The sequence below is a fragment of the Superficieibacter sp. genome (assembly GCF_032071645.1).
In the GTDB taxonomy this organism is placed as follows: domain Bacteria; phylum Pseudomonadota; class Gammaproteobacteria; order Enterobacterales; family Enterobacteriaceae; genus Superficieibacter.
This window is the reverse complement of sequence record NZ_DAMAPU010000020.1, coordinates 38,562-63,009: the sequence shown is the minus strand read 5'-3', so window position 1 is coordinate 63,009 and position 24,448 is coordinate 38,562. Positions and strand designations below refer to the sequence as shown.

General features: G+C 53.4%; 23 protein-coding genes and 1 pseudogene. 13 read left to right on the top strand and 11 right to left on the bottom strand.

What is annotated here, in order from left to right:
• The first annotated feature begins 469 nt into the window (after positions 1 to 469).
• The 8 genes from RT197_RS20880 (at position 470) to opgB (ending at position 7,139) form a co-directional block, all read left to right on the top strand.
• Positions 470 to 1,246 carry a threonine/serine exporter ThrE family protein gene (locus RT197_RS20880; protein WP_312953106.1) on the top strand — a complete coding sequence of 259 codons (777 nt, stop codon included), beginning with the start codon at positions 470 to 472 and terminating at the stop codon, positions 1,244 to 1,246.
• Positions 1,237 to 1,710, top strand: coding sequence for a threonine/serine exporter (locus RT197_RS20875; RefSeq protein ID WP_312953105.1), 474 nt, complete (start codon positions 1,237 to 1,239; stop codon positions 1,708 to 1,710). The genes RT197_RS20880 and RT197_RS20875 overlap by 10 nt, the downstream gene beginning before the upstream one ends.
• 50 nt (positions 1,711 to 1,760) lie before the next feature.
• Complete coding sequence (locus RT197_RS20870; protein WP_312953104.1) at positions 1,761 to 2,216, top strand: MarR family transcriptional regulator; 456 nt, start codon at positions 1,761 to 1,763, stop codon at positions 2,214 to 2,216.
• Positions 2,217 to 2,293: 77 nt separating this feature from the next.
• Positions 2,294 to 2,722, top strand: a complete 429-nt coding sequence (locus tag RT197_RS20865; protein ID WP_312953103.1) for an organic hydroperoxide resistance protein — start codon at positions 2,294 to 2,296, stop codon at positions 2,720 to 2,722.
• Positions 2,723 to 2,844: 122 nt separating this feature from the next.
• Positions 2,845 to 3,384 carry a primosomal protein DnaT gene (dnaT, locus tag RT197_RS20860; RefSeq protein WP_312953102.1) on the top strand — a complete coding sequence of 180 codons (540 nt, stop codon included), beginning with the start codon at positions 2,845 to 2,847 and terminating at the stop codon, positions 3,382 to 3,384.
• A gap of 2 nt (positions 3,385 to 3,386) precedes the next feature.
• Entirely contained in the window at positions 3,387 to 4,124 is a 738-nt protein-coding gene (gene dnaC, locus RT197_RS20855) for a DNA replication protein DnaC (protein ID WP_312953101.1), read from the top strand.
• A gap of 69 nt (positions 4,125 to 4,193) precedes the next feature.
• Entirely contained in the window at positions 4,194 to 4,646 is a 453-nt protein-coding gene (locus RT197_RS20850; RefSeq protein ID WP_312953100.1) for a DUF2501 domain-containing protein, read from the top strand.
• A 201-nt stretch (positions 4,647 to 4,847) separates the two neighbouring features.
• Positions 4,848 to 7,139, top strand: coding sequence for a phosphatidylglycerol--membrane-oligosaccharide glycerophosphotransferase (opgB, locus tag RT197_RS20845; protein ID WP_312953099.1), 2,292 nt, complete (start codon positions 4,848 to 4,850; stop codon positions 7,137 to 7,139).
• A gap of 49 nt (positions 7,140 to 7,188) precedes the next feature.
• On the opposite strand, the pseudogene RT197_RS20840 reads toward opgB, so the two are convergent.
• Positions 7,189 to 7,452: pseudogene (locus tag RT197_RS20840) on the bottom strand (SIS domain-containing protein); the annotation flags it as partial.
• A 556-nt stretch (positions 7,453 to 8,008) separates the two neighbouring features.
• Positions 8,009 to 9,667 carry a methyl-accepting chemotaxis protein gene (gene tsr, locus RT197_RS20830; RefSeq protein ID WP_312953097.1) on the bottom strand — a complete coding sequence of 553 codons (1,659 nt, stop codon included), beginning with the start codon at positions 9,665 to 9,667 and terminating at the stop codon, positions 8,009 to 8,011.
• A 352-nt stretch (positions 9,668 to 10,019) separates the two neighbouring features.
• Here tsr and RT197_RS20825 point away from each other — a divergent pair, with 352 nt between their 5' ends.
• Genes RT197_RS20825 through yjiA form a run of 3 tightly spaced genes read left to right on the top strand, consistent with a single transcriptional unit; the run spans position 10,020 to position 13,384 of the window.
• Complete coding sequence (locus RT197_RS20825; RefSeq protein ID WP_312953095.1) at positions 10,020 to 12,170, top strand: carbon starvation CstA family protein; 2,151 nt, start codon at positions 10,020 to 10,022, stop codon at positions 12,168 to 12,170.
• A gap of 50 nt (positions 12,171 to 12,220) precedes the next feature.
• Complete coding sequence (locus tag RT197_RS20820) at positions 12,221 to 12,415, top strand: YbdD/YjiX family protein (RefSeq protein ID WP_312953094.1); 195 nt, start codon at positions 12,221 to 12,223, stop codon at positions 12,413 to 12,415.
• A gap of 12 nt (positions 12,416 to 12,427) precedes the next feature.
• The gene (gene yjiA, locus RT197_RS20815) at positions 12,428 to 13,384 is read left to right on the top strand and encodes a GTPase (RefSeq protein WP_312953118.1); all 957 of its coding nucleotides are present in this window, start codon (positions 12,428 to 12,430) and stop codon (positions 13,382 to 13,384) included.
• 144 nt (positions 13,385 to 13,528) lie between these two features.
• Here the strand turns inward: yjiA and RT197_RS20810 are convergent, their stop codons facing one another.
• The 3 genes from RT197_RS20810 to RT197_RS20800 form a co-directional block, all read right to left on the bottom strand.
• Positions 13,529 to 13,831: a BrnA antitoxin family protein gene (locus RT197_RS20810; RefSeq protein WP_312953093.1), complete on the bottom strand. Its 303-nt coding sequence runs from the start codon at positions 13,829 to 13,831 to the stop codon at positions 13,529 to 13,531.
• A complete protein-coding gene (locus tag RT197_RS20805) occupies positions 13,818 to 14,105 on the bottom strand; it encodes a BrnT family toxin (RefSeq protein ID WP_312953092.1) in 288 nt (95 codons plus the stop codon). Before RT197_RS20805 ends, RT197_RS20810 begins: the two co-directional genes overlap by 14 nt.
• A gap of 108 nt (positions 14,106 to 14,213) precedes the next feature.
• Positions 14,214 to 14,378 carry a DUF1127 domain-containing protein gene (locus tag RT197_RS20800; protein WP_312953091.1) on the bottom strand — a complete coding sequence of 55 codons (165 nt, stop codon included), beginning with the start codon at positions 14,376 to 14,378 and terminating at the stop codon, positions 14,214 to 14,216.
• A gap of 177 nt (positions 14,379 to 14,555) precedes the next feature.
• On the opposite strand from RT197_RS20800, the gene RT197_RS20795 reads away from it, so the two are divergent.
• Positions 14,556 to 15,968: a PLP-dependent aminotransferase family protein gene (locus tag RT197_RS20795; RefSeq protein WP_312953090.1), complete on the top strand. Its 1,413-nt coding sequence runs from the start codon at positions 14,556 to 14,558 to the stop codon at positions 15,966 to 15,968.
• Between the two features lie 47 nt (positions 15,969 to 16,015).
• On the opposite strand, the gene RT197_RS20790 is transcribed toward RT197_RS20795, so the two are convergent.
• The 6 genes from RT197_RS20790 to RT197_RS20765 form a co-directional block, all read right to left on the bottom strand.
• Positions 16,016 to 16,435 carry a ricin-type beta-trefoil lectin domain protein gene (locus tag RT197_RS20790; RefSeq protein WP_312953117.1) on the bottom strand — a complete coding sequence of 140 codons (420 nt, stop codon included), beginning with the start codon at positions 16,433 to 16,435 and terminating at the stop codon, positions 16,016 to 16,018.
• Positions 16,436 to 16,743: 308 nt separating this feature from the next.
• Positions 16,744 to 18,117: an NAD-dependent succinate-semialdehyde dehydrogenase gene (locus tag RT197_RS20785; protein ID WP_312953089.1), complete on the bottom strand. Its 1,374-nt coding sequence runs from the start codon at positions 18,115 to 18,117 to the stop codon at positions 16,744 to 16,746.
• 155 nt (positions 18,118 to 18,272) lie between these two features.
• On the bottom strand, positions 18,273 to 19,847 hold the full coding sequence (locus tag RT197_RS20780) for a sodium:solute symporter family protein (RefSeq protein WP_312953088.1): 1,575 nt from the start codon (positions 19,845 to 19,847) through the stop codon (positions 18,273 to 18,275).
• Between the two features lie 16 nt (positions 19,848 to 19,863).
• Positions 19,864 to 20,082, bottom strand: a complete 219-nt coding sequence (locus RT197_RS20775) for a hypothetical protein (RefSeq protein WP_312953087.1) — start codon at positions 20,080 to 20,082, stop codon at positions 19,864 to 19,866.
• Positions 20,079 to 21,338: an MFS transporter gene (locus RT197_RS20770; RefSeq protein WP_312953086.1), complete on the bottom strand. Its 1,260-nt coding sequence runs from the start codon at positions 21,336 to 21,338 to the stop codon at positions 20,079 to 20,081. The genes RT197_RS20775 and RT197_RS20770 overlap by 4 nt, the downstream gene beginning before the upstream one ends.
• 213 nt (positions 21,339 to 21,551) lie before the next feature.
• Positions 21,552 to 22,760 carry an ester cyclase gene (locus RT197_RS20765; protein WP_312953085.1) on the bottom strand — a complete coding sequence of 403 codons (1,209 nt, stop codon included), beginning with the start codon at positions 22,758 to 22,760 and terminating at the stop codon, positions 21,552 to 21,554.
• Positions 22,761 to 23,016: 256 nt separating this feature from the next.
• Here RT197_RS20765 and RT197_RS20760 point away from each other — a divergent pair, with 256 nt between their 5' ends.
• Positions 23,017 to 24,300 carry a DUF445 domain-containing protein gene (locus tag RT197_RS20760; RefSeq protein WP_312953116.1) on the top strand — a complete coding sequence of 428 codons (1,284 nt, stop codon included), beginning with the start codon at positions 23,017 to 23,019 and terminating at the stop codon, positions 24,298 to 24,300.
• Positions 24,301 to 24,448 lie beyond the last annotated feature (148 nt).

Below are 24,448 nucleotides of genomic sequence, written 5' to 3'. Positions count from 1 at the left end.
TTTTAAGCGCGTGAAATATTAGTTATGCGAATAATAAAAACGATTATATTCACACGCAGCCCTGTGAATCTTTTTCTTCCTTGTCATTGTCTATTATTGTACATTCAAAACATACAACAATCCCTGGTATTTGCTCCGTTCACACAACCATATGAACGTCCTCCAATATCTCACAATATCGAAAAAAGATTAATCAATTCTAAATTAGAAAAACAAAAAACATCATTAAGTAAAACTAAAAACAATCACCGCATCAATAACTATCATTTAATGTTAATTATTATAAATAATTTGTTGTGTTATTGAACGAGGGACGTTTTTATCACCTTTCCTTTCGGAATGTCTTCCCTTAGACGATTACCGACGTTTTTTTACACATTCCTTGATCTTAGCCACAGCTCTACCCTCCTCACTTCATGCTAAAACAGTGTTTTGACATCTTTATCCCTTCTTACTGCCAGGGCGATTCATGCAAGTCGATCAGTCATTACAACGAACTGTTACGCGATTGTGTATTCAGTGTGGGCTTTTTTTATTGCAACACGGAGCCGAAAGCGCGCTGGTAGAAGAGCTTTCCACGCGTCTCGGACGGGCGCTGGGTATGGACAGCGTCGAAAGCTCGATTTCCTCGAACGCGATTGTCCTGACCACTATTAAAGATGGCCTGTGCCTGACCTCGACGCGCAAGAACAGCGATCGCGGCATTAATATGCATGTGGTCACCGAAGTTCAGCACATCGTGATCATGGCGGAGCATAAGCTGCTGGATTACCGCGACGTTGAAAAACGCTTCAGCCACATCAAACCGCTGCGCTATCCGCGCTGGTTACTGGTGCTGATGGTCGGCCTTTCCTGCGCCTGCTTTTGTAAGCTGAACAATGGCGGCTGGGACGGCGCGTTTGTCACCTTTTGCGCCAGCGCGGTGGCGATGTATGTGCGTCAGGTGCTGACCCATCGCTCCCTGCATCCGCAAATTAACTTTTGCATCACGGCTTTTGTAGCGACCACGGTTTCCGGGCTGTTACTGCGACTGCCGCAGTTCAGTGCAACGCCGAGCGTGGCGATGGCCGCCAGCGTGCTGCTGCTGGTGCCGGGCTTTCCGCTGATCAACGCGGTCGCAGATATGTTTAAAGGTCATATTAATACCGGGCTTGCCCGCTGGGCGATTGCCAGTCTGCTGACGCTGGCAACCTGTATCGGCGTGGTAATGGCCCTGACATTATGGGGGCTTCGCGGATGGTCATGATAGATTTGTTGCTGGCACTAATGCAGGACATGCTCCTTGCCGCTATCCCGGCGGTGGGCTTTGCAATGGTCTTTAACGTCCCGCATCGTGCGCTTCCCTGGTGTGGGCTGCTGGGTGCCATCGGCCACGGTTCGCGGATGGTGATGATCACCGCCGGGTTAAATATTGAGTGGTCGACGTTTATGGCTACCATGCTGGTGGGCATCATCGGCATTCAGTGGTCGCGCTGGTATCTGGCGCACCCTAAAATCTTTACCGTGGCGGCGGTGATCCCGATGTTCCCCGGTATTGCCGCCTATACCGCGATGATATCGGCGGTAAAAATCAGCCATTTTGGCTATTCGGAAGAGCTGATGATCACCCTGTTAACAAATTTCCTGAAAGCCTCATCCATCGTTGGCGCCTTGTCGATTGGCCTGTCGATCCCAGGGCTGTGGCTCTATCGCAAACGTCCACGGGTATAAAATTCATAAAATAGTTTGCAATTAAATCGTGCGCTATCTATATTCAAACGATGAAAACGACACCGACTTCGCCCGTTGACGCGCCGCTCCATCTGGATAACCAGCTTTGCTTTGCGCTGTATTCCACTAACCTGGCGCTGCATAAGCTGTACCGGCAACTGCTGGCACCGCTGAATCTGACCTATCCGCAGTATCTGGTCATGCTGGTGCTGTGGGAGAAGGACGACGTCACCGTGTCCGACATTGGAGAAAGACTGTTTCTCGACTCGGCCACCCTGACTCCCCTGCTGAAACGGCTGGAAAGCGCCGGTCTGCTGATTCGTCAGCGTTCACGGCAGGATGAGCGTCAGGTGATCGTCACCCTCAGCGACAGCGGACGCGCGCTGGCGCACGAGGCAAAAGGCATTCCCGATGCGGTTGGCCGCGCCGCCGCCTGTAATGCCGACTCGCTGGCGTTACTGAAACAGGAGCTGGAAACGCTTCGTCAACAGTTACATCGCGCATAGATCTGCCGTATCGCAAATCTGTGCTCCCATTTAAATAGCGCACTATTTTATAGCGAACATAATAAGAGGAACCTGCCATGTCTTTAGAAAAAGTCGTTTATACCGCCAAAGCCAAAGCCACCGGAGGCCGCGACGGTCGTGCCACTTCTTCCGACGGTTTTCTGGACGTCAAACTGGGCGTGCCAAAAGAGATGGGCGGCGCGGGCGGTGAAGCCACTAACCCGGAACAGCTGTTTGCGGCGGGCTACTCCGCCTGCTTCCTCGGTGCGATGAAATTCGTCGCCGGGCGTGACAAAATTGCCATTCCGAAAGAGGCGTTTGTGGAAGGTGAAGTCGGCATTGGCCCGTTGCCGACCGGTTTTGGCATCGAAGCCACGCTGAACATCCACCTGCCAGGAATGGACGAAGCGGAAGCGAAAAAGCTGGTTGATGCTGCGCATATCGTCTGCCCGTACTCTAACGCCACCCGCAACAACATCGACGTCACGCTGAATATCATCGCCTAACGTCCCCCTGCAAAAGCGCACGCCCGTGCGCTTTTTTAATGCCTGCCAGCCAGCCAACGCACTGTGTTACTATGTGCCATGATTACCTCAGTCCTCCTCTTTTTTACGTATTGAGATCGAGTATGTCTTCCAGAATTTTGACCCCTGACGTCATCGGTATCGACGCCTTTATGCAGGATCACGCCAGCGTGCTGGCCCGTGCAGAAGGCCAGGCGGTAGCGGTATTTGCTAACAACGCGCCAGCGTTTTATGCGCTCACGCCTGCGCGTCTGGCGCAGTTGCTGGAGCTGGAAGCAAAACTGGCGCGCCCCGGCAGCGACGTCACTCTGGACGAGCGTTTGTATGAAGAGCCTGCCGCCGCGCCGGTTGCCGTACCGATGGGTAAATTTGCCATGTACGCGGGCTGGCAGCCGGACGTCGATTTCCAGCGGCAGGCCGCGTTATGGGGCATCGCCCTCACCCAGCCGGTGACGCCGGAAGAGCTGGCCGCCTTTATTGCCTACTGGCAGGCCGAAGGCAAAGTGTTTCACCACGTTCAGTGGCAGCAAAAGCTGGCGCGCAGCGTGCAAATTGGCCGCGCCAGTAGTGGCGGCATGGCAAAACGTGATATCAATAACCTGAGTGAACCAGACCAACAAATCCCCCCCGGTTTCAGAGGTTGATCATGAAAAACGTCGGCGAATTAATGAAGCGTTTACAGAAGGTGATGCCTGCACACGTCGAACCCGCGTTTAAGACCGGGGAAGAACTGCTGGCCTGGCAAAAAGAGCAGGGCGAGATCCGCTCTGCCGCTATCGAGCGGGAAAACCGGGCGATGAAAATGCAGCGCACCTTTAACCGTTCCGGTATTCGTCCGCTGCATCAGAACTGTTCGTTTGAAAACTACCGCGTGGAATCTGACGGACAAATGAACGCGCTGGCGAAAGCGCGCCAGTACGTCGAAGAATTCGATGGCAACATTGCCAGCTTTATCTTCTCTGGCAAGCCCGGCACCGGTAAAAACCACCTCGCCGCCGCCATCTGTAACGAACTGCTGCTGCGCGGCAAATCGGTACTCATCATTACCGTCGCCGATATTATGTCGGCGATGAAAGATTCATTCGGCAATCGCGAAACCAGCGAAGAGCAGTTACTCAACGATCTCAGCCGCGTTGATCTGCTGGTGATCGACGAGATCGGTATGCAGAACGAATCGCGCTATGAAAAAGTGATCATCAATCAGATTGTCGATCGCCGCTCCTCTTCCAAGCGCCCGACCGGGATGCTGACCAACAGTAATATGGATGAAATGAATAAACTGCTCGGCGAGCGGGTGATGGACAGGATGCGCCTCGGCAACAGCCTGTGGGTGATATTCAACTGGGAAAGCTACCGTAGCCGCGTTACCGGCAAAGAGTATTGAGAAAATTCTGGCACGCAGGCGCGTTATACTGAGCAGAATTTCCCCTGTGGGTACAACACGAGTCTGCCTATGAAATATTTTATTCTGTTAGCCGCCCTTCTCTCTTCCGGGGCTTATGCCGCAAGCTGGCAGGATTCGCTCTCCAGCGCCGCCAGCCAGTTAAACAGCCAGAACGGTAATCAGCTTTCCTCGCTGGGCAGCCTGCTGAACGGTGGAAATCAGGCGTTAAGCGCCGACACCATGAACAACGCCGCCGGTATTCTGGGCTACTGCGCCAAACAAAAACTGGCCTCGGTCACCAGCACCGAAAACATCAAAAACCAGGTGCTGGAAAAGCTGGGACTGGATCAGCAGGAACAAAAAGAAGACACCAACTATCTGGAAGGCATTCAGGGCTTGCTGAATACCAAAGACGGTGAGCAGCTTAACCTGAGCAATCTCGGCAGCACCCCGCTGGCACAGAAAGTGAAAACCAAAGCCTGCGATCTGGTTCTGAAACAGGGCGTTAACTTCCTTTCCTGACTTCCCCTCTTCACCGCGCGAGCGTTGCGCGGTGTTCCTCAAACCTGTGACAGCCATCCTGTAACGCCGCTTTCCGGCGAATTCCGAACGACAGCACATTTTGATGGCGCCAGAATTGCAGCAATGAGACAACGCCATTACATTGTAGGCGCTCAAATATATTGTTAGCCCGTCACCCGGGGCGCTGTTGAGGATAGCTCGTTGTCAGAATTCATTTCTATCGTCCTGTTTCTTGCATCGGTCGTCGTTTACGCCTGGAAAGCAGGCCGTAACACATGGTGGTTTGCCGCGACACTGGCGGTGCTGGGCGTGTTTGTGGTGTTGAATATTACCCTTTACGCCAGCGATTACTTTACCGGCGACGGCATCAACGACGCCGTGCTGTACACCCTGACCAACAGCCTGACCGGGGCGGGCGTCAGCAAATATATTCTGCCGGGCATTGGTCTGGCACTGGCGCTGGCGGCGGTATTCTGTGCCCTCGGCTGGATACTGCGTCGCCGCCGTCATCATCCCCATCACCTCGGCTATAGCCTGCTGGCGCTCGCGCTGGCATTAGGCTCGGTAGACGCCAGCCCGGCGTTTCATCAGATCACCGAACTGGTGAAGTCGCAGTCCCGCGATGGCGACCCGGATTTTGCCGACTGGTATAAAGAACCGGCGAAGAAAATTGATTCTCCGAAGCTGAATCTGGTGTACATCTACGGTGAAAGCCTGGAGCGCACCTATTTCGATGAAACCGCCTTCCCGGATCTGGCCCCGGAACTGAACGCGATCAAAAAAGAAGGCATTGATTTCAGCCATACCGCGCAGCTTCCCGGCACCGATTACACCATTGCCGGAATGGTGGCCTCGCAGTGCGGCATTCCGCTGTTCGCGCCGTTTGAGGGCAACGCCTCGGCCTCGGTTTCCAGCTTCTTCCCGCAGAATATCTGCCTCGGCGATATCCTGAAAAACTCCGGCTATGAAAACTATTTTATGCAGGGCGCTAATCTGCGTTTTGCCGGAAAAGATGTGTTTCTGAAGTCGCACGGTTTTGATCATCTGTACGGCGCGGAAGAGCTGAAAACCACCGTTGCCGATCCCACCTACCGCAACGACTGGGGCTTTTACGATGACACCGTACTGGATGAAACCTGGAAAAAGTTCGAGGCGCTTTCGCAAAGCGGCAAGCGTTTTTCGCTGTTTGCGCTGACCGTCGATACCCACCACCCGGACGGATTTATCTCCCGCACCTGCACGCGCAAAAGCTATCCTTACGAGGGCAAGCCGAACCAGTCCTTTAGCGCCGTAAGCTGTAGCCAGCAGCACGTCGCCGCGCTGATTAAAAAAATTCAGGCCTCGCCGTGGTATAAAAACACGGTGATCGTCGTCTCCTCCGATCATCTGGCGATGAATAACACCGCCTGGAAGTATCTGAATAAGCAGGAGCGCAGCAATCTGTTTTTCATTCTGCGCGGCGACCATCCGCAGCAGGATCTTTCCGGCGTGAAGCGTAACACCATGGATAACGGCGCAACGGTGCTGGATATTCTCGGCGGCGATAACTTCCTCGGCCTGGGACGCAGTAGCCTTTCCGGCGAATCGCTCTCTGAAGTGTTCCTCAACATGAAAGAGAAAGTGATGGGATGGAAGCCGGATATCGTGCGCTTGTGGAAATTCCCCACGGAAATTAAAGCGTTCACCGTGGATAGCGATAAAAACACTATCGCTTTTTCCGGCACCCATTTCCGTCTGCCGCTGCTGCTGCGCGTCGCTGATAAACGCGTAGAGCCGCTGCCGGAAAGCGAATACTCGGCCCCGCTGCGCTATCAGCTGGCGGATTTCGCGCCGCGCGATAACTTTGTCTGGGTCGATCGCTGCTACAAGATGGGTCAGCTCTGGTCGCCGGAACTGGCGCTTTCGACCGACTGGTGCGTTTCCCAGGGCCAGCTCGGCGGTCAGCAAAAAGTGCAGCACGTCGATAAACCGCAGTGGCAGGGAAAAACGGCGTTCAGAGATACCGTGATCAATACCGATCGCTATCAGCACAATGTTGATCTGCTGAAGATCGTCGATAACGATATTCGTTATAAAGCGGACAGCTTTATCTTCAACGTCGCGGGCGCGCCGGAAGAGGTACAGCAGTTTAGCGGCATTTCACGGCCTGAAACCTGGGGGCGCTGGTCCAATGCGCAGCTTGGTAAAGAGGTGAAAATTGAATACAAAGCGCCGCTGCCGGAGAAATTCGATCTGGTGATCACCGCCAAAGCCTGGGGGCCAAACGCCAACCGGCCGATCCCGGTGCGGGTAGGTAAAAGTGAGCAGACGCTGACCTTAACGAATGAGGTTTCCACTACCACGCTGCATTTTGACAATCCGACGCGCAGTAATACGCTGGTCATCGTGCCGCCGGAGCCGCAGTCGACCAATGAAGGCAATATTCTCGGTCATTCACCGCGCCAGTTAGGCATCGGGATGGTGGATATCAAAGTGGTGAACCCGGAAGGGTAATGGCTCCTGCACTGCCCGGCTGGTCTTACGGCGAGCCGGGCGATGCGACTTAGTCGTCAAACTGCCGGTAATAACGGCGAATATTCAGATCGTGCCCGGTCTGATGTTCAAAGTGCGCCGCCAGGCGATCCACCAGCAGCGTTGAAACCACGCAGGGCGCGAGCAGCCAGCGGAAAGCATCGTCAATACCGTCCAGCGGGTATTCGCGCGGGTCGATCACCACCAGATGGTCGATGATCTTTTGCGCGAAGCGCTCCACGCGGTCGTCAAGTTCGCGGCATTTCCCTTTTCCTTTCACCAGGAACAGCGGCAGGCCGCCATCCGGGTAGAACAGCGCGGTTTTCATCTGTTCGATAGGTTTTTTCAGGCTTTCATCATGGCCGATAAGCAACGAAAAATGATCCGGCGGCGGCAGATCCTGCTCGCCTTCCGCCAGCAGATCCGCCACGCTGGCGTATTCGTTGCGGCTCAAAGGAAAGTAGTGCTGACAAAACGTGAGCTTGTGCAGAAAGTAGACCGGGCGGGTATTTATCTTCACCAGCGCCCCTTCCGTAACCCGTTGATTAAGATAATGGCTGGCGGTATTGCGCTATCTGGCGAAACGCTCCGCCAGATAGCGCGCCGTAAAGACCTCGCTTATTGCCTGCGGATTAAAAAAATCTGTCTGGTTGCCAGGAAAAGTCAGCAATTCTTCTTTGCGCATTGGCCTGTCCTGTTGAATGCTCAGGAGGATATGATGCTGTCAAAACGCTTTTTTTCGTTCGTTGATTTTGCTTTCTATGACGCAGGGCACGGTAAATGGCGCGAAGAGTGTCGGTTGAGGGGGGTAAAGAATAAAAAAAGCCCGGCGCATGCGCCGGGCCGTTTTATCAGAAGGTTTCCCAGTTCTCGCCGTTTTCCGTGGCGGGAACGTTGCGCGCCAGCACCGGAGCCGGGGCGGCTTTCGCGGTGGTCACGTCACGCTGCTGCGCCTGCATAATACGGAACACGGCAACGGCCTGCGTCAGGCGGCTGGCCTGCTCTTCCAGCGCGGCGGCGGCGGCGGCGGATTCTTCCACCAGCGAGGCGTTCTGCTGGGTCACGCGATCCATCTCCGCAACGGCCAGACCCACCTGGTCGATGCCACGGCTTTGCTCATCGGACGCCGAGGCGATCTCGCCCATGATATCGGTGACGCGGGTTACCGCGTTGACGATTTCATCCATCGTTTCACCGGCGCTTTCCACCAGCGTCGAGCCAACGTCAACCCGGTTAACCGAGTCTTCAATCAGGCTTTTGATTTCGCGGGCGGCCTGGGCGCTGCGCTGGGCGAGGTTACGCACTTCGCCTGCCACCACCGCAAAACCACGCCCCTGCTCGCCAGCACGCGCCGCTTCCACGGCGGCGTTCAGCGCCAGAATGTTGGTCTGGAAGGCAATGCCGTCGATCACGCTGATAATATCGGCAATTTTCTGCGAGCTTCCGGCGATATCGCGCATGGTCTGCACCACGTTATCCACCACTTTACCGCCTTTCTGCGCGGTTTCTGACGCGCTCAGCGCCAGTTGGCTGGCCTGACGGGCGTTTTCGGCGTTCTGCTTCACGGTAGCCGTCAGTTCTTCCATACTGGCCGCGGTTTCTTCCAGAGAGGCAGCCTGCTGTTCGGTACGGGAAGAGAGATCGTTGTTGCCCATCGCGATTTCGCTGGCACCGCTGTAAATGGCATCCGCGCCGTCGCGGACATCGCCAACGGTGCGCACCAGCTCACCCTGCATATGACGCAGGCTGTCTGCCAGTTGCCCCATTTCGTTAGAGCCTTCCACGTCGATGCGTTTAACCAGATCGCCGCCCGCAATATGACGGATGCTTGCAATCAAACGATGCAGCGGCGTCAGCAGCGCACGGGTAATTCCCATCCACACCACCACGATCACCAGCAGAACAACCAGCAGCGTACCGCCCAGCACCCATAGCGTCTGGTTATAGGATACCTGGTTCTCTTCTACCGCCTGGCGATACAGCGCGTCGTTCTGCTGCAAATATTCCCGGTACTGCTTCTCAAAGCCGTCCTGATAACCCTGGGTCGGCTGATCGAAAAACTCGTTGATCTTGCCCGCACCCAGCAGGCCAATCAGCTCCGCCAGCGCATCATGGTAAATGCCGTAGTTGCGCTTGATTTCCATCGCGGCCACGTCGCTCTGACGCGCATCGCGCGGCTGCGCTTCATACTGCGCCCACGCCTGCTCGGCCTGCTTCAGCGTGCGGCTGGCGATCTGCGACAGCTCCGCGACGGTCGCGCCACTGCCGATATTATTCTGATCCATCATGTAGCGGATCCCGGCACGGTTAAGCGTGTTACGGGTCTGCAACAGCGCAACCCAGCTTTCATTCAGCGTGGACTGCTGCTGGCGGATGGTCTGTAAAACGGTGAAATTTTCTTTGTCGTGTTTGAGGGCGTTAAAGAACAAGCCGCCTGAGGTGAGTTGTAAAAGGCCAAAAAGTCCTAACACCAGCATCAGGCCGGTGACAATCTTGATACGGTTTAACATGTTTTCTCTTCCATTGAACTGATACCGGGTTTTCGGCCTGAGAAGCGAAAACTTTACCGATAATCGTCCTGCGAAGGCGTCAGATGCAAGAATGACCGCGCCGTCTGTGCGGCTATGAGCCTGATTTTTCTTGTGATCTCAATCACATATTTCCCTGTGGGGTAACTTTCCCCATAACCACTCACTTTCCCCCCTGACCGCTTAACGACGCATACGACCACTCATCCAGATCGACCACTTTTCGCGCGCGTCTCTCTGGCATCATCGCCGCTGACATAGCAATTCCAGAACATTTCTTACACATACCCGCGCAGCTACGGCTGCTTTTTATTGCAAACGGCCAGGTTTTACTATGGATACCAAAAAACTTTTTAAGCATATACCCTGGGTGATCATTGGGATCATCGGTGCTTTCTGTCTGTCAGTGGTTGCCCTGCGTCGGGGCGAACACGTCAGCGCACTGTGGATTGTGGTTGCCTCCGTGTCGGTCTATCTGGTGGCATACCGTTATTACAGCCTCTACATCGCGCAGAAGGTGATGAAGCTCGATCCGACTCGCGCCACCCCTGCGGTCATTAACAACGACGGCCTGAACTACGTGCCGACTAACCGTAACGTTCTGTTCGGCCACCACTTTGCGGCAATTGCCGGAGCAGGCCCGCTGGTCGGTCCGGTTCTGGCAGCGCAGATGGGCTACCTGCCCGGCACGCTGTGGCTGCTGGCGGGCGTGGTGCTCGCCGGAGCGGTGCAGGACTTTATGGTGCTGTTTATCTCCTCTCGCCGTAACGGCGCATCTCTTGGCGAGATGATCAAAGAAGAGATGGGGCCGGTGCCTGGCACCATCGCGCTGTTCGGCTGCTTCCTGATTATGATCATTATCCTCGCGGTGCTGGCGCTGATCGTGGTAAAAGCGCTGGCGGAAAGCCCGTGGGGCGTCTTTACCGTGTGCTCAACGGTGCCGATTGCGCTGTTTATGGGCATTTACATGCGTTACCTGCGTCCCGGCCGGGTAGGTGAAGTCTCGGTGATTGGTATCGTGCTGCTGGTCGCTTCGATTTACTTCGGCGGCGTGATCGCCCACGACCCGTACTGGGGTCCGGCGCTGACCTTCAAAGACACCACCATCACCTTTACCCTGATTGGCTACGCGTTTGTTTCCGCGCTGCTGCCGGTGTGGCTGATTCTGGCGCCGCGTGACTACCTCGCCACCTTCCTGAAAATCGGCGTGATCGTCGGTCTGGCAATCGGTATTGTCATCCTTAACCCGGAACTGAAAATGCCTGCCATGACCCAGTACGTTGACGGTACGGGTCCGCTGTGGAAAGGGGCGCTGTTCCCGTTCCTGTTTATTACCATCGCCTGCGGCGCGGTCTCCGGCTTCCACGCGCTGATCGCCTCCGGCACAACGCCGAAGCTGCTGGCCTGTGAAACCGACGCGCGTTTCATCGGCTATGGCGCGATGTTAATGGAGTCCTTCGTGGCAGTAATGGCGCTGGTCGCAGCGTCGATCATCGAACCGGGCCTGTACTTCGCGATGAACACCCCGCCTGCGGGCCTCGGCATCACCATGCCGAACCTGCACGAGCTGGGCGGCGATAACGCGCCGCTGATTATGGCGCAGCTGAAAGATGTCACTGCCCACGCGGCAGCGACCGTCAGTTCGTGGGGCTTTGTGATTTCGTCTGAACAGATCCTGCAAACCGCGAAAGACATTGGCGAACCTTCAGTGCTGAACCGCGCCGGTGGCGCACCGACGCTGGCGGTAGGGATTGCACACGTCTTCCATAAAATCGTCCCGGTCATGGACATGGGCTTCTGGTATCACTTCGGTATCCTGTTTGAAGCGCTGTTTATCCTGACTGCGCTGGATGCCGGTACGCGTTCTGGCCGCTTTATGCTTCAGGATCTGCTGGGCAACTTCGTGCCGTTCCTGAAAAAAACCGACTCGCTGGTGGCCGGTGCCATCGGTACGGCGGGCTGCGTGGGTCTGTGGGGCTACCTGCTGTATCAGGGCGTGGTCGATCCGCTGGGCGGCGTGAAAAGCCTGTGGCCGCTGTTCGGTATCTCTAACCAGATGCTGGCAGCCGTCGCGCTGGTGCTGGGCACCGTGGTGCTGGTCAAAATGCAGCGCACCAAATACATCTGGGTAACGGTGATCCCGGCGGTATGGCTGCTGATCTGCACCACCTGGGCGCTGGGCCTGAAACTGTTCAGCAGCAACCCGCAGATGGAAGGTTTCTTCTACATGGCGAACCAGTACAAAGAACGTATTGCCGCCGGTGGTGAACTGACCGCGCAGGAAATCGCTAACATGAACCACATCGTGGTCAACAACTACACCAACGCCGGTCTGAGCATTCTGTTCCTGATCGTGGTGTACAGTATTATTTTCTACGGCCTGCGGACGTGGCTCAATGCCCGCAACACCACAGAACGCACGGATAAAGAAACCCCGTACGTTCCGGTGCCGGAAGGCGGCGTGAAGACCTCTTCACACCATTAAGTAAAATGGCGGGCAGCTTTCGTTGCCCGCCTTTGTTTCTGGATGACGTTATGTTTGGTAACTTAGGCGAAGCAAAAAAATACCTCGGCCAGGCGGCAAAGATGCTGATTGGCATCCCGGATTACGACAACTATGTGGATCACATGAAAACCAACCATCCGGGTAAACCTTACATGACCTACAACGAATTCTTCCGCGAGCGTCAGGAAGCGCGCTACGGTAGCGGCGGAAGCAGTTGTTGCTAAGAAGGAAAAATGATGACTCCGATTGCTGTCACCCTCCTCACCGGCTTTCTCGGCGCGGGCAAAACCACCCTGCTGCGCCACATTCTTAACGAACAGCACGGCTTTAAAATCGCCGTCATCGAAAACGAATTTGGCGAAGTCTCCGTTGACGATCAGCTGATCGGCGACCGCGCCACCCAGATCAAAACGCTGACCAACGGCTGCATCTGCTGCTCGCGCTCGAACGAACTGGAAAACGCGCTGCTGGATCTCCTCGACGGCCTTGACCGGGGCGATATCGAGTTTGACCGTCTGGTGATTGAATGCACCGGCATGGCCGATCCCGGCCCGATTATTCAGACCTTTTTCTCCCATGAGATCCTCTGCCAGCGCTATCTACTGGACGGCGTGATCGCGCTGGTTGATGCGGTACACGCCGACGAGCAGATGAACCAGTTCACCCTCGCCCAGTCACAAATCGGCTATGCCGATCGCATCCTGCTCAGCAAAACCGACGTCGCGGGCGACAGTGAAAAACTGCGCGAGCGTCTGGCGCGTATCAACGCCCGCGCCCCGGTTTACACCGTTACCTTTGGTGCCATTGACCTCGCGCTGCTGTTCAACACCAACGGCTTTATGCTGGAAGAGAACGTCGTGGCCGCGAAGCCGCGCTTTCATTTTATGGCGGATAAGCAGAATGAGATTTCCTCGATTGTCGTCGAGCTGGACTACCCGGTGGACATCAGCGATGTCTCCCGGGTTATGGAAAACCTGCTGCTCGAGTCCGCCGAAAAGCTGCTGCGCTACAAAGGGATGCTGTGGATCGATGGCGCGCCCAATCGCCTGCTGTTCCAGGGCGTCCAGCGTCTCTACAGCGCCGACTGGGATCGTCCGTGGGGCGACGAAACGCCGCGCAGCACGCTGGTGTTTATCGGGGTACAACTGCCGGAAGAAGAGATTAGAACCGCGTTTGCGGGACTGAAGAAGTAAAAAACGGTGCCGGATGAAACAGCATCCGGCATTGAGTTACGCCGCTTGCATCCCAGGTTAAACCTTGTCGTTCCGTCGCCATCGTTCAGCCCTGTATCACTGATGAGAGGGGTCTTATTCCATAACTCGCCAGGCTGACCGATGTTATTTCTTATTCTGCTCACGCAGCATCGCTTCGCGCAGGATGGCATTCAGGCGAGTCTGATACCCTTTCCCCGGCCGCTTTAGCCATTCCATCACGTCTGCATCTATACGTACCGACGCCTGGGTTTTTAGCGGGCGAAAAAACTTTCCGCGAACCGCATCTGACCACTGCTCATCCCGCGAAGAAGGGATATCACTGTAGTCAATATCGTCATCAGATTTTTGCACCAGCGCCGTTAATTCAGCCTCATGCTGAGCATCGAGCGCAGGGCCACTGCCGCGTTTATATTTAACCATGCTCATAACGATTCCTCTCTTTACGATCCGCTTTTCGAGCGCTGATGATACGGATAACGTCCTGCCCACTTTCAAACCGGATAGTGTGAGCAACCAGAATAACCACTATGCCGTGCACCAGACCGATGGTCTGCCACCGATATTCACCATTTTCATAGCGATCCTGACGGGACAAATGCCGGGGATCGTCGAATACCAGTACTGCATCTTCAAAACGGACACCGTGTTTTTTCTGATTGATTTTTGCCTTGTTTGCGTCCCATTCAAACTCCATCGGCATATCATTTCCCTTATTGTATATACAAAAAAGTATAGACAATTATCCTGCAATTATACTGACATTGTTGGAAATAACATCACGTTTTCGACAGCGCAGGCCACTGCCGCCCTAGCAAATATCATCCCTCTCCAGTCCCATATCCCTGAGTTGCGCATCGCTCATCCTCTGCAATACCCGCTTCGCCCGCGCCTGCCGACGCCAGCGGGTAAATGCCTGCCAGAGCATCACAAAACCGATAAAAGGCCGTCTGGCCCGATTCTCATGAAATTCCATCGCGTCTCTCCTCTCTGTGTCTGAGACGCTATCTTCCGTTAAAACAGCCACGACAATACAGCCACAAAAAACACTTTTCTTTAACATACAGATTGACGATAACCCCGTCTGCATGGCACTTTTACTTTTAATCTGTACTGATTTAATCGTCTTTATGGCACAAAAAAAGGATACAGCATGACGCGTTATCAACATCTGGCAAATCTTCTGGCGGAGCGCATTGAGCAGGGGCTGTATCGCCACGGCGAAAAACTGCCGTCGGTGCGCACGCTGAGTCAGGAGCACGGAGTCAGCATCAGCACCGTGCAGCAGGCGTATCAGACGCTGGAAAATCTTCAGCTCATTACGCCGCAGCCGCGCTCCGGCTATTTTGTTGCGCCGCATAAAGCGCAGCCGCCGGTGCCTGCGATGAGTAAGCCGGTGCAGCGTCCGGTAGACATCACCCAATGGGACCAGGTGCACACCCTGCTTGACGATCACCATGACAAATCGCTGATTGCTTTTGGCAGCGGCGCGCCGGACGTCAGCCAGCCGAGTCTTAAACCGCTGTGGCGCGAGATGAGCCGCATCGTGCAGCATAATCCCGCCGGGGTGCTCGGCTATGATGAACTGGCGGGCCGACGCGATCTGCGCGAACAGATCGCCCGCGTGATGCTTGACAGCCAGACCGCGATCACCAGCGACGATATTGTCGTCACCAATGGCTGTCACAGCGCGCTGGCTATCGCCCTGCTCGCGGTCTGCAAACCTGGCGATATTGTGGCGGTGGAATCCCCTTCCTATTACGGCACCATGCAAATGCTGCGCGGCTTTGACATTAAAGCCATTGAGATCCCGACCGACTCCCAGACCGGGATCAGCATTGAAGCGCTGGAACTGGCGCTGGAACAGTGGCCGATCAAAGGGGTGATCCTCGTCCCGACCTGTAATAATCCACTCGGTTTTACCATGTCGGACGCGCGTAAACGGGCAGTGCTGTCGCTCGCCCAGCGTCACGATATCGTGATTTTTGAAGATGATATCTATGGCGAGCTGGCACGCGAATATCCACGTCCACGCACGATTAAATCCTGGGATATCGACGGGCGGGTGCTGCTGTGCAGCTCCTTCACCAAAAGCATCGCGCCGGGGTTGCGCGTTGGCTGGATCGTCCCCGGACGCTACCGCGACCGCGTGCTGCATATGAAATATGCCACCAGCAGCACCAGCGTTCCGGCCATGCAAATGGCGGTGGCGGCGTTTATCCGTGACGGACACTATCACCGACACCTGCGGCGGATCCGCCAGCTTTATCAGAATAATATGGAAACCTGGACCTGCTGGGTGCGCCAGTATTTTCCCTGCGACATCTGCGTAACCCGGCCGCAAGGCAGTTTTATGCTGTGGGTAGAATTACCGGAAATCGTGGATATGGTCTGCGTAGCGAAGCAGCTTTGCCGTCTGAAAATTCAGGTGGCCCCCGGATCGCTGTTCTCCGCCTCCGGGAAATACCGTAACTGCCTGCGCATTAACTGCGCCCTACCGCTGACCGAAAAAAATCGTGAGGCGCTGCAACAACTGGGTGAAGCGGTGCATATTGCGATGGAATAATGAATAACGAAGGCTTCAGAAATGACTGAAGCCTTCGGCCTTTATTATCAGGCGTGCAGCGGATCGTCTTCTGCCATCACTTCTTCAGCAACATTATTAATACTCAGCATATCCATCGGCACGAATTTCCACTGCTGGGCTTCAGAGCCGTTAAAAGGATAAATAATAATCGGATTTCTTTCGTAGGTTCCACGATTGAAACTATCAATCACATAGTTGCTATTTTGTTTACTGCGGATGAAACCCCGCGTGGTGGCCATATCCCATTTCTGCGACGCTTTATTGATATCGCGCGTCTGTAATGTCAGATATGTTCCGCTGGCATCCATCACCAGGTCTTCGCTGGCCGCCAGCTTGATCTCGCCGGTCCGGTCATTGACCGACCACAGAATCATTCTCATCTCTGAATTCACAGATTTTAACACTACCTGGGCACCCGTCTGTTGATCGGAAATACCCAGAACCATGTTCGGACACGCAGCATATTTAAAAAAACCAATCATGATAAACTCCTTGTATCATTAATATGTATTAGTGAAATTAAAAGATCGTCCAGCGAAAATTCGCAGCACCGTTAATAACTCATCGCTGCGCTGCGGATAGAGAATGGTTTAATCGGGAATGCATAAATGTGACCGCGATCAACTTATTAAAACCCGCCAATAAAATCAGCGTTTAGGTTTAAGCGTTATAGCGTAACGAAAAAGAAATAGTAATTTAAAAAAAGGGCATTGATTTAATTCTCCTCCCGGATCGGGAGGAGAATTACGGTTAATTACTTATTGCTCACGACCACCAGCTTCTGATTCACAAACTCTTTAATGCCTAAATCAGACAGCTCGCGCCCGAAGCCGGAGCGTTTTACGCCGCCAAAGGGCAGTTCCGCTGCGGTATCGGTCAGGGAATTGATGTACACCATCCCCGTTTCAATCCGCGAAGCCAGACGTTTAGCACGCTCGATGTTCTGGCTGAAGATCGCGCCGCCCAGTCCGTAGTGGGAATCGTTGGCGAGGCGCACGATCGCGTCATCGTCTTCGACGACATAAACCTGTGCGACCGGGCCGAAGAACTCTTCAAAGTACGCCGGGTTATCGCGGGTAATGTTGGTGAGGATCGTCGGCTCGAAGAAATTACCTTTCCCCTCGACCGGCTTGCCGCCATAGTGGATTTTGGCACCGTTTTTCACCGCCTCGTTAACCTGTTTCGTTAACGTCTCCTGCGCGTCTTTCGAGGACAGCGGCCCCAGGGTCGTACTCTCATCCAGCGGGTCGCCCAGCTTCACCTGGCCGAACGCGGCGGTGAATTTAGCGAGGAAGGCATCGGCGATGTTCTCATGCAGGATAAACCGCTTAGCGGCGGTGCAGACCTGACCGGCGTTTTGCAGACGCGCCTGCACGCCCACGCTGACCGCCTTCTCCAGATCGCTGTCGTCCAGCACCACAAAAACGTCATTCCCCCCCAGCTCAAGGGTGGATTTTTTCAGCTTCTTCGCCGCCTGCGACGCCACGATAGCGCCTGCTTTTTCAGAGCCGGTCAGCGCAACGCCCTGCACCCGGTCATCTTCAATAATTTTCCCCACCTGATCGGAGGAGATAAACAGGTTGGTGTACGCCCCTTCCGGCGCGCCCGCCTCACGTACCAGATGCGCGAAGGTCTCCGCACAATGCGGCACGATGCTCGCATGTTTAACGATAATCGGATTCCCTGCCGCCAGATTCGGGGCCAGCACGCGCATCAATTGATAGTACGGGAAGTTCCACGGTTCCACCGCCATCAACACGCCGATGGGGTGATGTTCCACCCACGCTTCGCCGAGTTCTGACGGATATTTCACCGGAGCCAGAAAGCCGCTGGCGTTATCCGCATAGTAGCGCGCGATCTGCGCGCATAATTTCACTTCGGCACGGCTTTGCGCTATCAGCTTGCCCATCTCCTGGCTGGCAATTTTAGCCAGCGCCTCGGTCTGGCTGTCCAGCAGATCGGCAAGTTTATGCAGAACGGGCAGCCGCTGGTCGATATCTCCCTTCGCCCAGTCAGAATGATATAGCGCATCTGCTTTTTGCAGCGCGGCTTCAACGTCCGCATCACTGTGCGGCGGATACTCTTTAATAAGCTGATTGGTAAAAGGATTTACTGTCTGATAAGCCATTTTACAACGCTCCTTATACTCGTCACTGGTGCAGTAAAAGGTACTGCAAAGAGTATTAAGGGTAGTCAATACACGCTGTCATGCCGGGAAAAGGGAGAGAAACAGACGGTTCTGAATGCTTATCAGGCGATGGCGCTTCAGAACCGTGACGGATGCTATTCCATAAATAACTGGCTGACAATGCTGCGCCTGTTTTCTTCAGCGGCATAGAATTTACGCCAGGTCAGTAATGAAACCGCAATAAAAACAATCAGTCCGACCAGAAGCGCGGGTAATCCCAGAAAGTACCCGCCCATAAAATGTTCGCTGTTCTGATAAAAATTCTCTTTGATAAAATTAAGCAGCAGAAAAGCACTTACGCCCGCGACCATTGACGTCATCGCACCGGCAGGCGTCGCCTTCTTCCAGTACAGCCCGCCAATGGTCGCCGGTAAAATTTGCAAAATGCCGTTGCTGGCATAATTCGCCAGCAGAACTAACAGCGGTAAATCGCGTAAGCTTAAAAACCAGGCGGAAATACCTAACAACAGAATAAAACAGCGGGTGAGTTTGACTTCCGCCCCGGTGCTGCTTTTTATTTTTTTTGGCTGTGCGGGGTTTTCTTCCTGTTGACCAATACAGGCTTTGTGCGTCGCAATATGATTCATATTGATCACAATATCATTTGATAAAATCCCCGACAGGGAAATTAACGTTGAATCCAGCGTGCCTAATGATGCCGCAAAAATAAATGTTGTGACGATCCCCAGCATTAACCCACAGCCGCTATACGAGATCATCTCCAGTAACGCCGATTCCGGATTGTGAATTGCCCCGCCGCCCAGCCCTAAAGCCGCCATCGCGATAATGCCATACACCATCAGCCACGGCCCGGAACAGGAAACGGCTAACGCGGCTTTTTTAACTGCCCGGACGCTATTCCCCATACAGATGCTCATATAGTTTGAGGGATAGATCAGCATAACCAGCGTGCTCACCGTAATGCTGGAAATCCAGTAAGGAAAGCCGAATTCGTTATCGCCCACGACCCACAACTGAGGATCTTTGGCAATGGCCCGCCAGGTCATTTGCTGAATGCTGCCGTCGTAATACCAGACGATTAAAAAAATCACGCAGATCGCCGAACCGCAAAGCATCACCAGCGCAGAGAAGCTATCCACCATGGCTACCGAGCGGACCCCGCCCGTACAGACATACAAAATCACAATACTGAACGCCAGACCTGCGCCTGTCGCCTGGGCGATGATTCCCCCGGAAGCAATATGGACAATAATGCCCAATGTACGAATTTCGGTGATAAGCCAGATAATATTAAAGCTAATGATAATAAATGCGGCAAGTAGCTTCACATAGCGGCTTTGATAACGTAATTCCAGAATATCGGACAGGGTAGAACAATGGTATTTTTTCGCCATCGGCCAGATTTTTTCAGCCAGAAAGAACATGACGATCCCGGAGGCCGCGCAGGAAAAAACCGTGGTTAACGCAATGACCCCGTAATGATAAAAAAAGCCGACCCGCCCGGTAAATGTGGTGCCCGAATAAAACGTCACAATAGTCACCAGTCCGACCACCACTGCGGACATCGATTTATTACCGGTAAAAAAATCCTCAAACGTCTGTGCCTTACCTTTACGAATGAGTCGTCCTGCGATGACCGATTTACAGGAAAGACAGAGCACAATGACTATATAGATCCCCATCATAATAAAAGGGATCGGAGTCGTCATTAGCCTGGCCGTCATATTAAAGATCCCTCTCCGACTTTTGTTGACGGTATTCATATTTGTAAAGAAGGAAGGTGATTAGAAGCATCCCTGAAGACACCGCTAATAATCCCACCATAAAAAGCGGCAACCCCGCAACCACCGCCACCCGGTTATAAAAAAACATCAGGGGCGGATAAATACCGCACAAATATAAAAAGACGGTAGCCGTCACAGCTACCCATCTGACTTTACTCATTTAGCCACGATCTCATTTTTTTTGCGTTGTAGCGTTTCTGGCAGGAACATCCAGATAACGACGCCAATGAAGAAAAATGCCGTGGGGAAAAACAGCGCCGTTTTTAAGCCAATGCCGGAATCCGCAATCATGCCAATGAACAGCACCACAAAGCTGGAAATGATCCGTCCCATGTTGAAGCAAAAACCGGCGGCCATGGAGCGGTAACGTTCCGGGAACAGCTCGGTGTAATAGGCGCCCCATACCCCGGAATATCCCAGCCCGGCCCCAAACAGCAGCGCGCAAATATTAAAGGCGGTGAACATTTCAATATCCAGCGCCATATAAACCGGGATCATCACCCCGCACAGCACCATCCCCACCATCGTTTTCTTGCGCCCGAAGAAATCCCCGATCACCCCAAAGATTAAAAAGCCAAAAAATTGCCCCATACTCTGGGTGGCGATCAACTGACCCCACTGTTCGGTAGACATTCCCACTTCATCTTTCAGATAAATAGGAACGAACTGCGTGAAGCCGGAAAATCCGCTAAAGTTCATGCCCGACATCAGGATACACATCATCGCGATCCCCAGGTATTTGCCTTTAACCATGCTGCGATACGAGACTTTTTCCGCCGAAACCTCCAGCACTTTGGCATTACGTTCGCGCGTTAACGCCAGGTCATCGGGTACGGAAAACAGTACCAGCAAGACGCCGAAAAACACCGGGATAATTCCCGCCCACACCACAATGGTCCAGTCTGTTCCCAGCCACCGGCTCGCAATCCACCCGGCGAGCGCTCCGGCCAGGGCGAATAAGCTGGAAGCAATGGCGGTCAACCGTCCGCGATAATGAGCCGGGAAAAGATCAACAATTAATCCCACGCTGGTGCCGTAGGTTCCACCGAGCGCCATGCCCGCAATAAGCCGAAAAGCCACCCACACCGGATAGTTATCAACCATAATGATGTGCATCAGCGTGCAGAGCGCAAAGACAATCCCCAGCCCCATGAGCGTGCGTTTCTTGCCAAAACGGACGCAGCACGTCCCGGCAATAAGCGTACCGACTAATAAGCCCCAGGACTGAACTGAAAACAGAAACGAAAATTGCGTTTGCGTAAACCCATAATCGGAGGTTAACAATGGCCCGAGGATACTCAGCAGGCTGAAATTATAACAATAGAAAAAGTAGATCAGTAAAATAGCGATGTAGGCCGTAAACCTGTGGACATCAGATATTTCTCTCCCCAGTTCTATGGTCTCTGAATTTTTCATATACTTTCTTCTCTCATTTTTGCAACAAAGACGTTATCGTGATAAAAGCGAAAATAGCGGCAAATTATATACAGTGAAAATATAATCATGTGGCATATATAAAGTTATCAATATAAGGCAACCCGCTTGATGGCGGCCCGTTAGCTGCGGCTAATATCGCAGTCTGTTACCGAAATAATATTTTAGCCGCAGCTCACGCTCACATTTAACGGGCTATGAGCAAAGCTCGCAGTCATTATGCCCGGACGCGGTGGTTTCGTCGTCGTCCTGAATAATCTGGCGGATAACGTCTAAACCATCAAACATCACCCATGCTTCCTGGATTTTATTATCATCCACCCAGAAATGATCGATACCCATAATCTCAACGTATTTGCCGCCAGGGCTACCGAACATGCCGATGCCTTCATGCAGCCCTCGTAACCGCCAGCGTACCGCCACGTCATATCCTGACTGGCCCGGACGATCGTTATACGTGACGCGTTCGACAACATGCAGCGCATTGGGGAAAGAGGCGAGGAAGCTGATGATAGTGCCCTGAATTTCTTCTCTGCCGCACAGGTCTTTATCGCAGATAAAGTGAACTTTGGCGTTGGCGTCAAAATACTGTTTAACCAGATTAATCAGTTTGCACTGGAAGATATTCTGGTACATGCCTTTAATCATCTCCCCGACGCTATTATCTTTTTCCGTATAGCGCTGAGGATAGAATTGTCCTTCGACCGATTCAGCAAGGCCGAAAGGTGATTTCAGCGCAGGAGAGCCAGCAACAGGCGCGGTTTTCGCCATTCGACGGGCGACGTCATAGGGATCGAATCCCAGTTGCTTCACTACCCACAAGTTATCCCGCACCAGCCATTCTTCATAAATTCTGTTTTTATGAATGGCGCAGTCGGCAATTGCCCGGAAATGAATTTTCTTACCCGTCGCCGGGCCAAAATTACTGTCGCCAAGATTAGTGGCTGTGGAGGCGCTGCGATGGGAACTAAAATAATATCCCGGATGATCTTCCGACCAAATCACGCTTTCGCCAACGATTCTGCGATCGGGAAAAGCATGTAAATGCGATAAGGTTCCGGCAATAACGGGAAGTACGCCGCTGCTGGTTAATGAGCAATTATGCGCAATGGTATTATTATGGTATGTATCAAAAATGACTCCCACACCGCGTTCCTCCCAGATTTCATGCGTAATCCTGAGGATGTAATCCACAATATCCCGGTATTTTGGGTCAAAGCCTTCAAGCTTTTGTTTCCTTTCTGTGATTTTCGCAAAATCGTTATAATCCAGATATCCCAGGCTATTGACCTGCGCCGAATTGCCATAATAGACGATACCATCATGTTCCTTCGGGGATTTCTTAGCGGCACTGGCGACATCTTTTACAACGGCGGCTGGCTCCTGCTTTTTTTGCTCTGACATACTATAACTCTCCATTATTAATGCATCGCAAAACATCATTTATATTGCTAAATCAATCCATTAACCCTTTGAATTGACCCCAAAACCGTACTCGCTTCGAATATCCACAGCAATATTTACCTGCCGTCTTTTCTCCTTTTTTGCGCGATTAATCACATTATAATTTGTGTGAATATTCATTGATTCACCAGAATAATAAAGCCGTTATCGCCCCCCGCATTGCACGAAGTTGCCGTCAGGCTATATGCTTAATGCTATGGACAAAATGACCGAACTCAAACGCGCTAAGCGCCTGGCACTGTCGCTGCTGCTGATTGCAGCGGCGATTTTCGTCACTACGCTATTCCTGCCGCCAAATTTCTGGGTCAGCGGGGTGAAAGCCATTGCGGAAGCGGCGATGGTGGGCGCGCTGGCGGACTGGTTCGCCGTTTCCGCGCTGTTTCACCGCGTGCCGATCCCCTTCATCTCCCGCCATACGGCGATTATCCCGCGTAACAAAGACCGCATCGGCGATAATCTCGGCCAGTTTGTGCAGGAGAAATTTCTTGATACTGAATCGCTGCTGATGCTGATCCGCCGTCACGAACCGGCGCGAATGATCGGCACCTGGTTCAGCCAGCCGGAGAACGCGCGGCGGGTCGGGCAGCATCTGCTTCAGGTGATAAGCGGCTTTCTTGAACTGACCGACGATGACCGCATTCAGCGACTGCTGAAGCGCGCGGTGCATAAAGCGATTGATAAGGTCGATCTGACCCAGACCAGCGCCATGATGCTGGAAAGCATGACCAAAAACAGCCGCCATCAGCGATTGCTGGATTCGCTTATCGCCCAGATGGTTGCCCTGCTTAAGCGCGATGGCTCGCGGGAGTTTATCGCCCGCCAGATCGTCCACTGGCTGAAAACCGAGCATCCGCGTAAGGCAAAGCTGCTGCCGACGGAATGGCTCGGCGAGCACAGCGCGGAGCTGGTTTCTGATGCGGTAAACTCTTTGCTTGATGATATCAGCCAGGATCGCACCCATCAGATCCGCCGGGCGTTCGATCGCGCCACGCTAAAACTGATCGACAATCTGAAAACCGATCCTGAAATGCTGACCAAAGCGGAAAACATTAAAAGCTATATCAAAAACGATGAAGCTTTTAACCGCTATCTGAGCGAGCTGTGGGCGGATCTGCGCGGCTGGCTGAAAGCGGATATGCACAGCGAAGACTCGCGCGTGCATCAGCGCATCAGTGAGGCCGGGCTGTGGTTCGGCGAAGCACTGGTCGCCGATGAGGCGCTGCGCACCTCGCTGAACGGCCATCTGGAGCAGGCGGTGATCCGCGTTGCCCCGGAGTTCGCTACCTTCCTCACCCGTCATATCAGCGATACGGTGAAAGGCTGGGATACCCGCGATATGTCGCAGCAAATTGAACTGAATATTGGCAAAGATTTGCAGTTTATCCGCGTCAACGGCACACTGGTCGGCGGAGCGATCGGGCTGATTTTATATCTGCTGTCGCAAATTCCCGCGCTGCTGACGCTATATCAGCAGCAGTAAAATTATCAACGGCAGGGCATAAGGCACCGGCAACATCGCAAAAGCGCCGTGCCGCCGTTGAGCAGTTTTCTGATATTTATCAGAGCTTTTAAGAATAATTTAAGATTACGCGATATAATACTTAAGAGCTTTTTAACATTTCCCTGTG

Excerpts from the sequence above, each read along its gene's own strand:
- RT197_RS20880 (WP_312953106.1), top strand. The coding sequence starts at position 470 with ATGCAAGTCGATCAGTCATTACAACGAACTGTTACGCGATTGTGTATT.
- RT197_RS20875 (WP_312953105.1), top strand. The coding sequence starts at position 1,237 with ATGGTCATGATAGATTTGTTGCTGGCACTAATGCAGGACATGCTCCTT.
- RT197_RS20870 (WP_312953104.1), top strand. The coding sequence starts at position 1,761 with ATGAAAACGACACCGACTTCGCCCGTTGACGCGCCGCTCCATCTGGAT.
- RT197_RS20865 (WP_312953103.1), top strand. The coding sequence starts at position 2,294 with ATGTCTTTAGAAAAAGTCGTTTATACCGCCAAAGCCAAAGCCACCGGA.
- dnaT (WP_312953102.1), top strand. The coding sequence starts at position 2,845 with ATGTCTTCCAGAATTTTGACCCCTGACGTCATCGGTATCGACGCCTTT.
- dnaC (WP_312953101.1), top strand. The coding sequence starts at position 3,387 with ATGAAAAACGTCGGCGAATTAATGAAGCGTTTACAGAAGGTGATGCCT.
- RT197_RS20850 (WP_312953100.1), top strand. The coding sequence starts at position 4,194 with ATGAAATATTTTATTCTGTTAGCCGCCCTTCTCTCTTCCGGGGCTTAT.
- tsr (WP_312953097.1), bottom strand. The coding sequence starts at position 9,667 with ATGTTAAACCGTATCAAGATTGTCACCGGCCTGATGCTGGTGTTAGGA.
- RT197_RS20825 (WP_312953095.1), top strand. The coding sequence starts at position 10,020 with ATGGATACCAAAAAACTTTTTAAGCATATACCCTGGGTGATCATTGGG.
- RT197_RS20820 (WP_312953094.1), top strand. The coding sequence starts at position 12,221 with ATGTTTGGTAACTTAGGCGAAGCAAAAAAATACCTCGGCCAGGCGGCA.
- yjiA (WP_312953118.1), top strand. The coding sequence starts at position 12,428 with ATGACTCCGATTGCTGTCACCCTCCTCACCGGCTTTCTCGGCGCGGGC.
- RT197_RS20810 (WP_312953093.1), bottom strand. The coding sequence starts at position 13,831 with ATGAGCATGGTTAAATATAAACGCGGCAGTGGCCCTGCGCTCGATGCT.
- RT197_RS20805 (WP_312953092.1), bottom strand. The coding sequence starts at position 14,105 with ATGCCGATGGAGTTTGAATGGGACGCAAACAAGGCAAAAATCAATCAG.
- RT197_RS20800 (WP_312953091.1), bottom strand. The coding sequence starts at position 14,378 with ATGGAATTTCATGAGAATCGGGCCAGACGGCCTTTTATCGGTTTTGTG.
- RT197_RS20795 (WP_312953090.1), top strand. The coding sequence starts at position 14,556 with ATGACGCGTTATCAACATCTGGCAAATCTTCTGGCGGAGCGCATTGAG.
- RT197_RS20790 (WP_312953117.1), bottom strand. The coding sequence starts at position 16,435 with ATGGTTCTGGGTATTTCCGATCAACAGACGGGTGCCCAGGTAGTGTTA.
- RT197_RS20785 (WP_312953089.1), bottom strand. The coding sequence starts at position 18,117 with ATGGCTTATCAGACAGTAAATCCTTTTACCAATCAGCTTATTAAAGAG.
- RT197_RS20780 (WP_312953088.1), bottom strand. The coding sequence starts at position 19,847 with ATGACGACTCCGATCCCTTTTATTATGATGGGGATCTATATAGTCATT.
- RT197_RS20775 (WP_312953087.1), bottom strand. The coding sequence starts at position 20,082 with ATGAGTAAAGTCAGATGGGTAGCTGTGACGGCTACCGTCTTTTTATAT.
- RT197_RS20770 (WP_312953086.1), bottom strand. The coding sequence starts at position 21,338 with ATGAAAAATTCAGAGACCATAGAACTGGGGAGAGAAATATCTGATGTC.
- RT197_RS20765 (WP_312953085.1), bottom strand. The coding sequence starts at position 22,760 with ATGTCAGAGCAAAAAAAGCAGGAGCCAGCCGCCGTTGTAAAAGATGTC.
- RT197_RS20760 (WP_312953116.1), top strand. The coding sequence starts at position 23,017 with ATGGACAAAATGACCGAACTCAAACGCGCTAAGCGCCTGGCACTGTCG.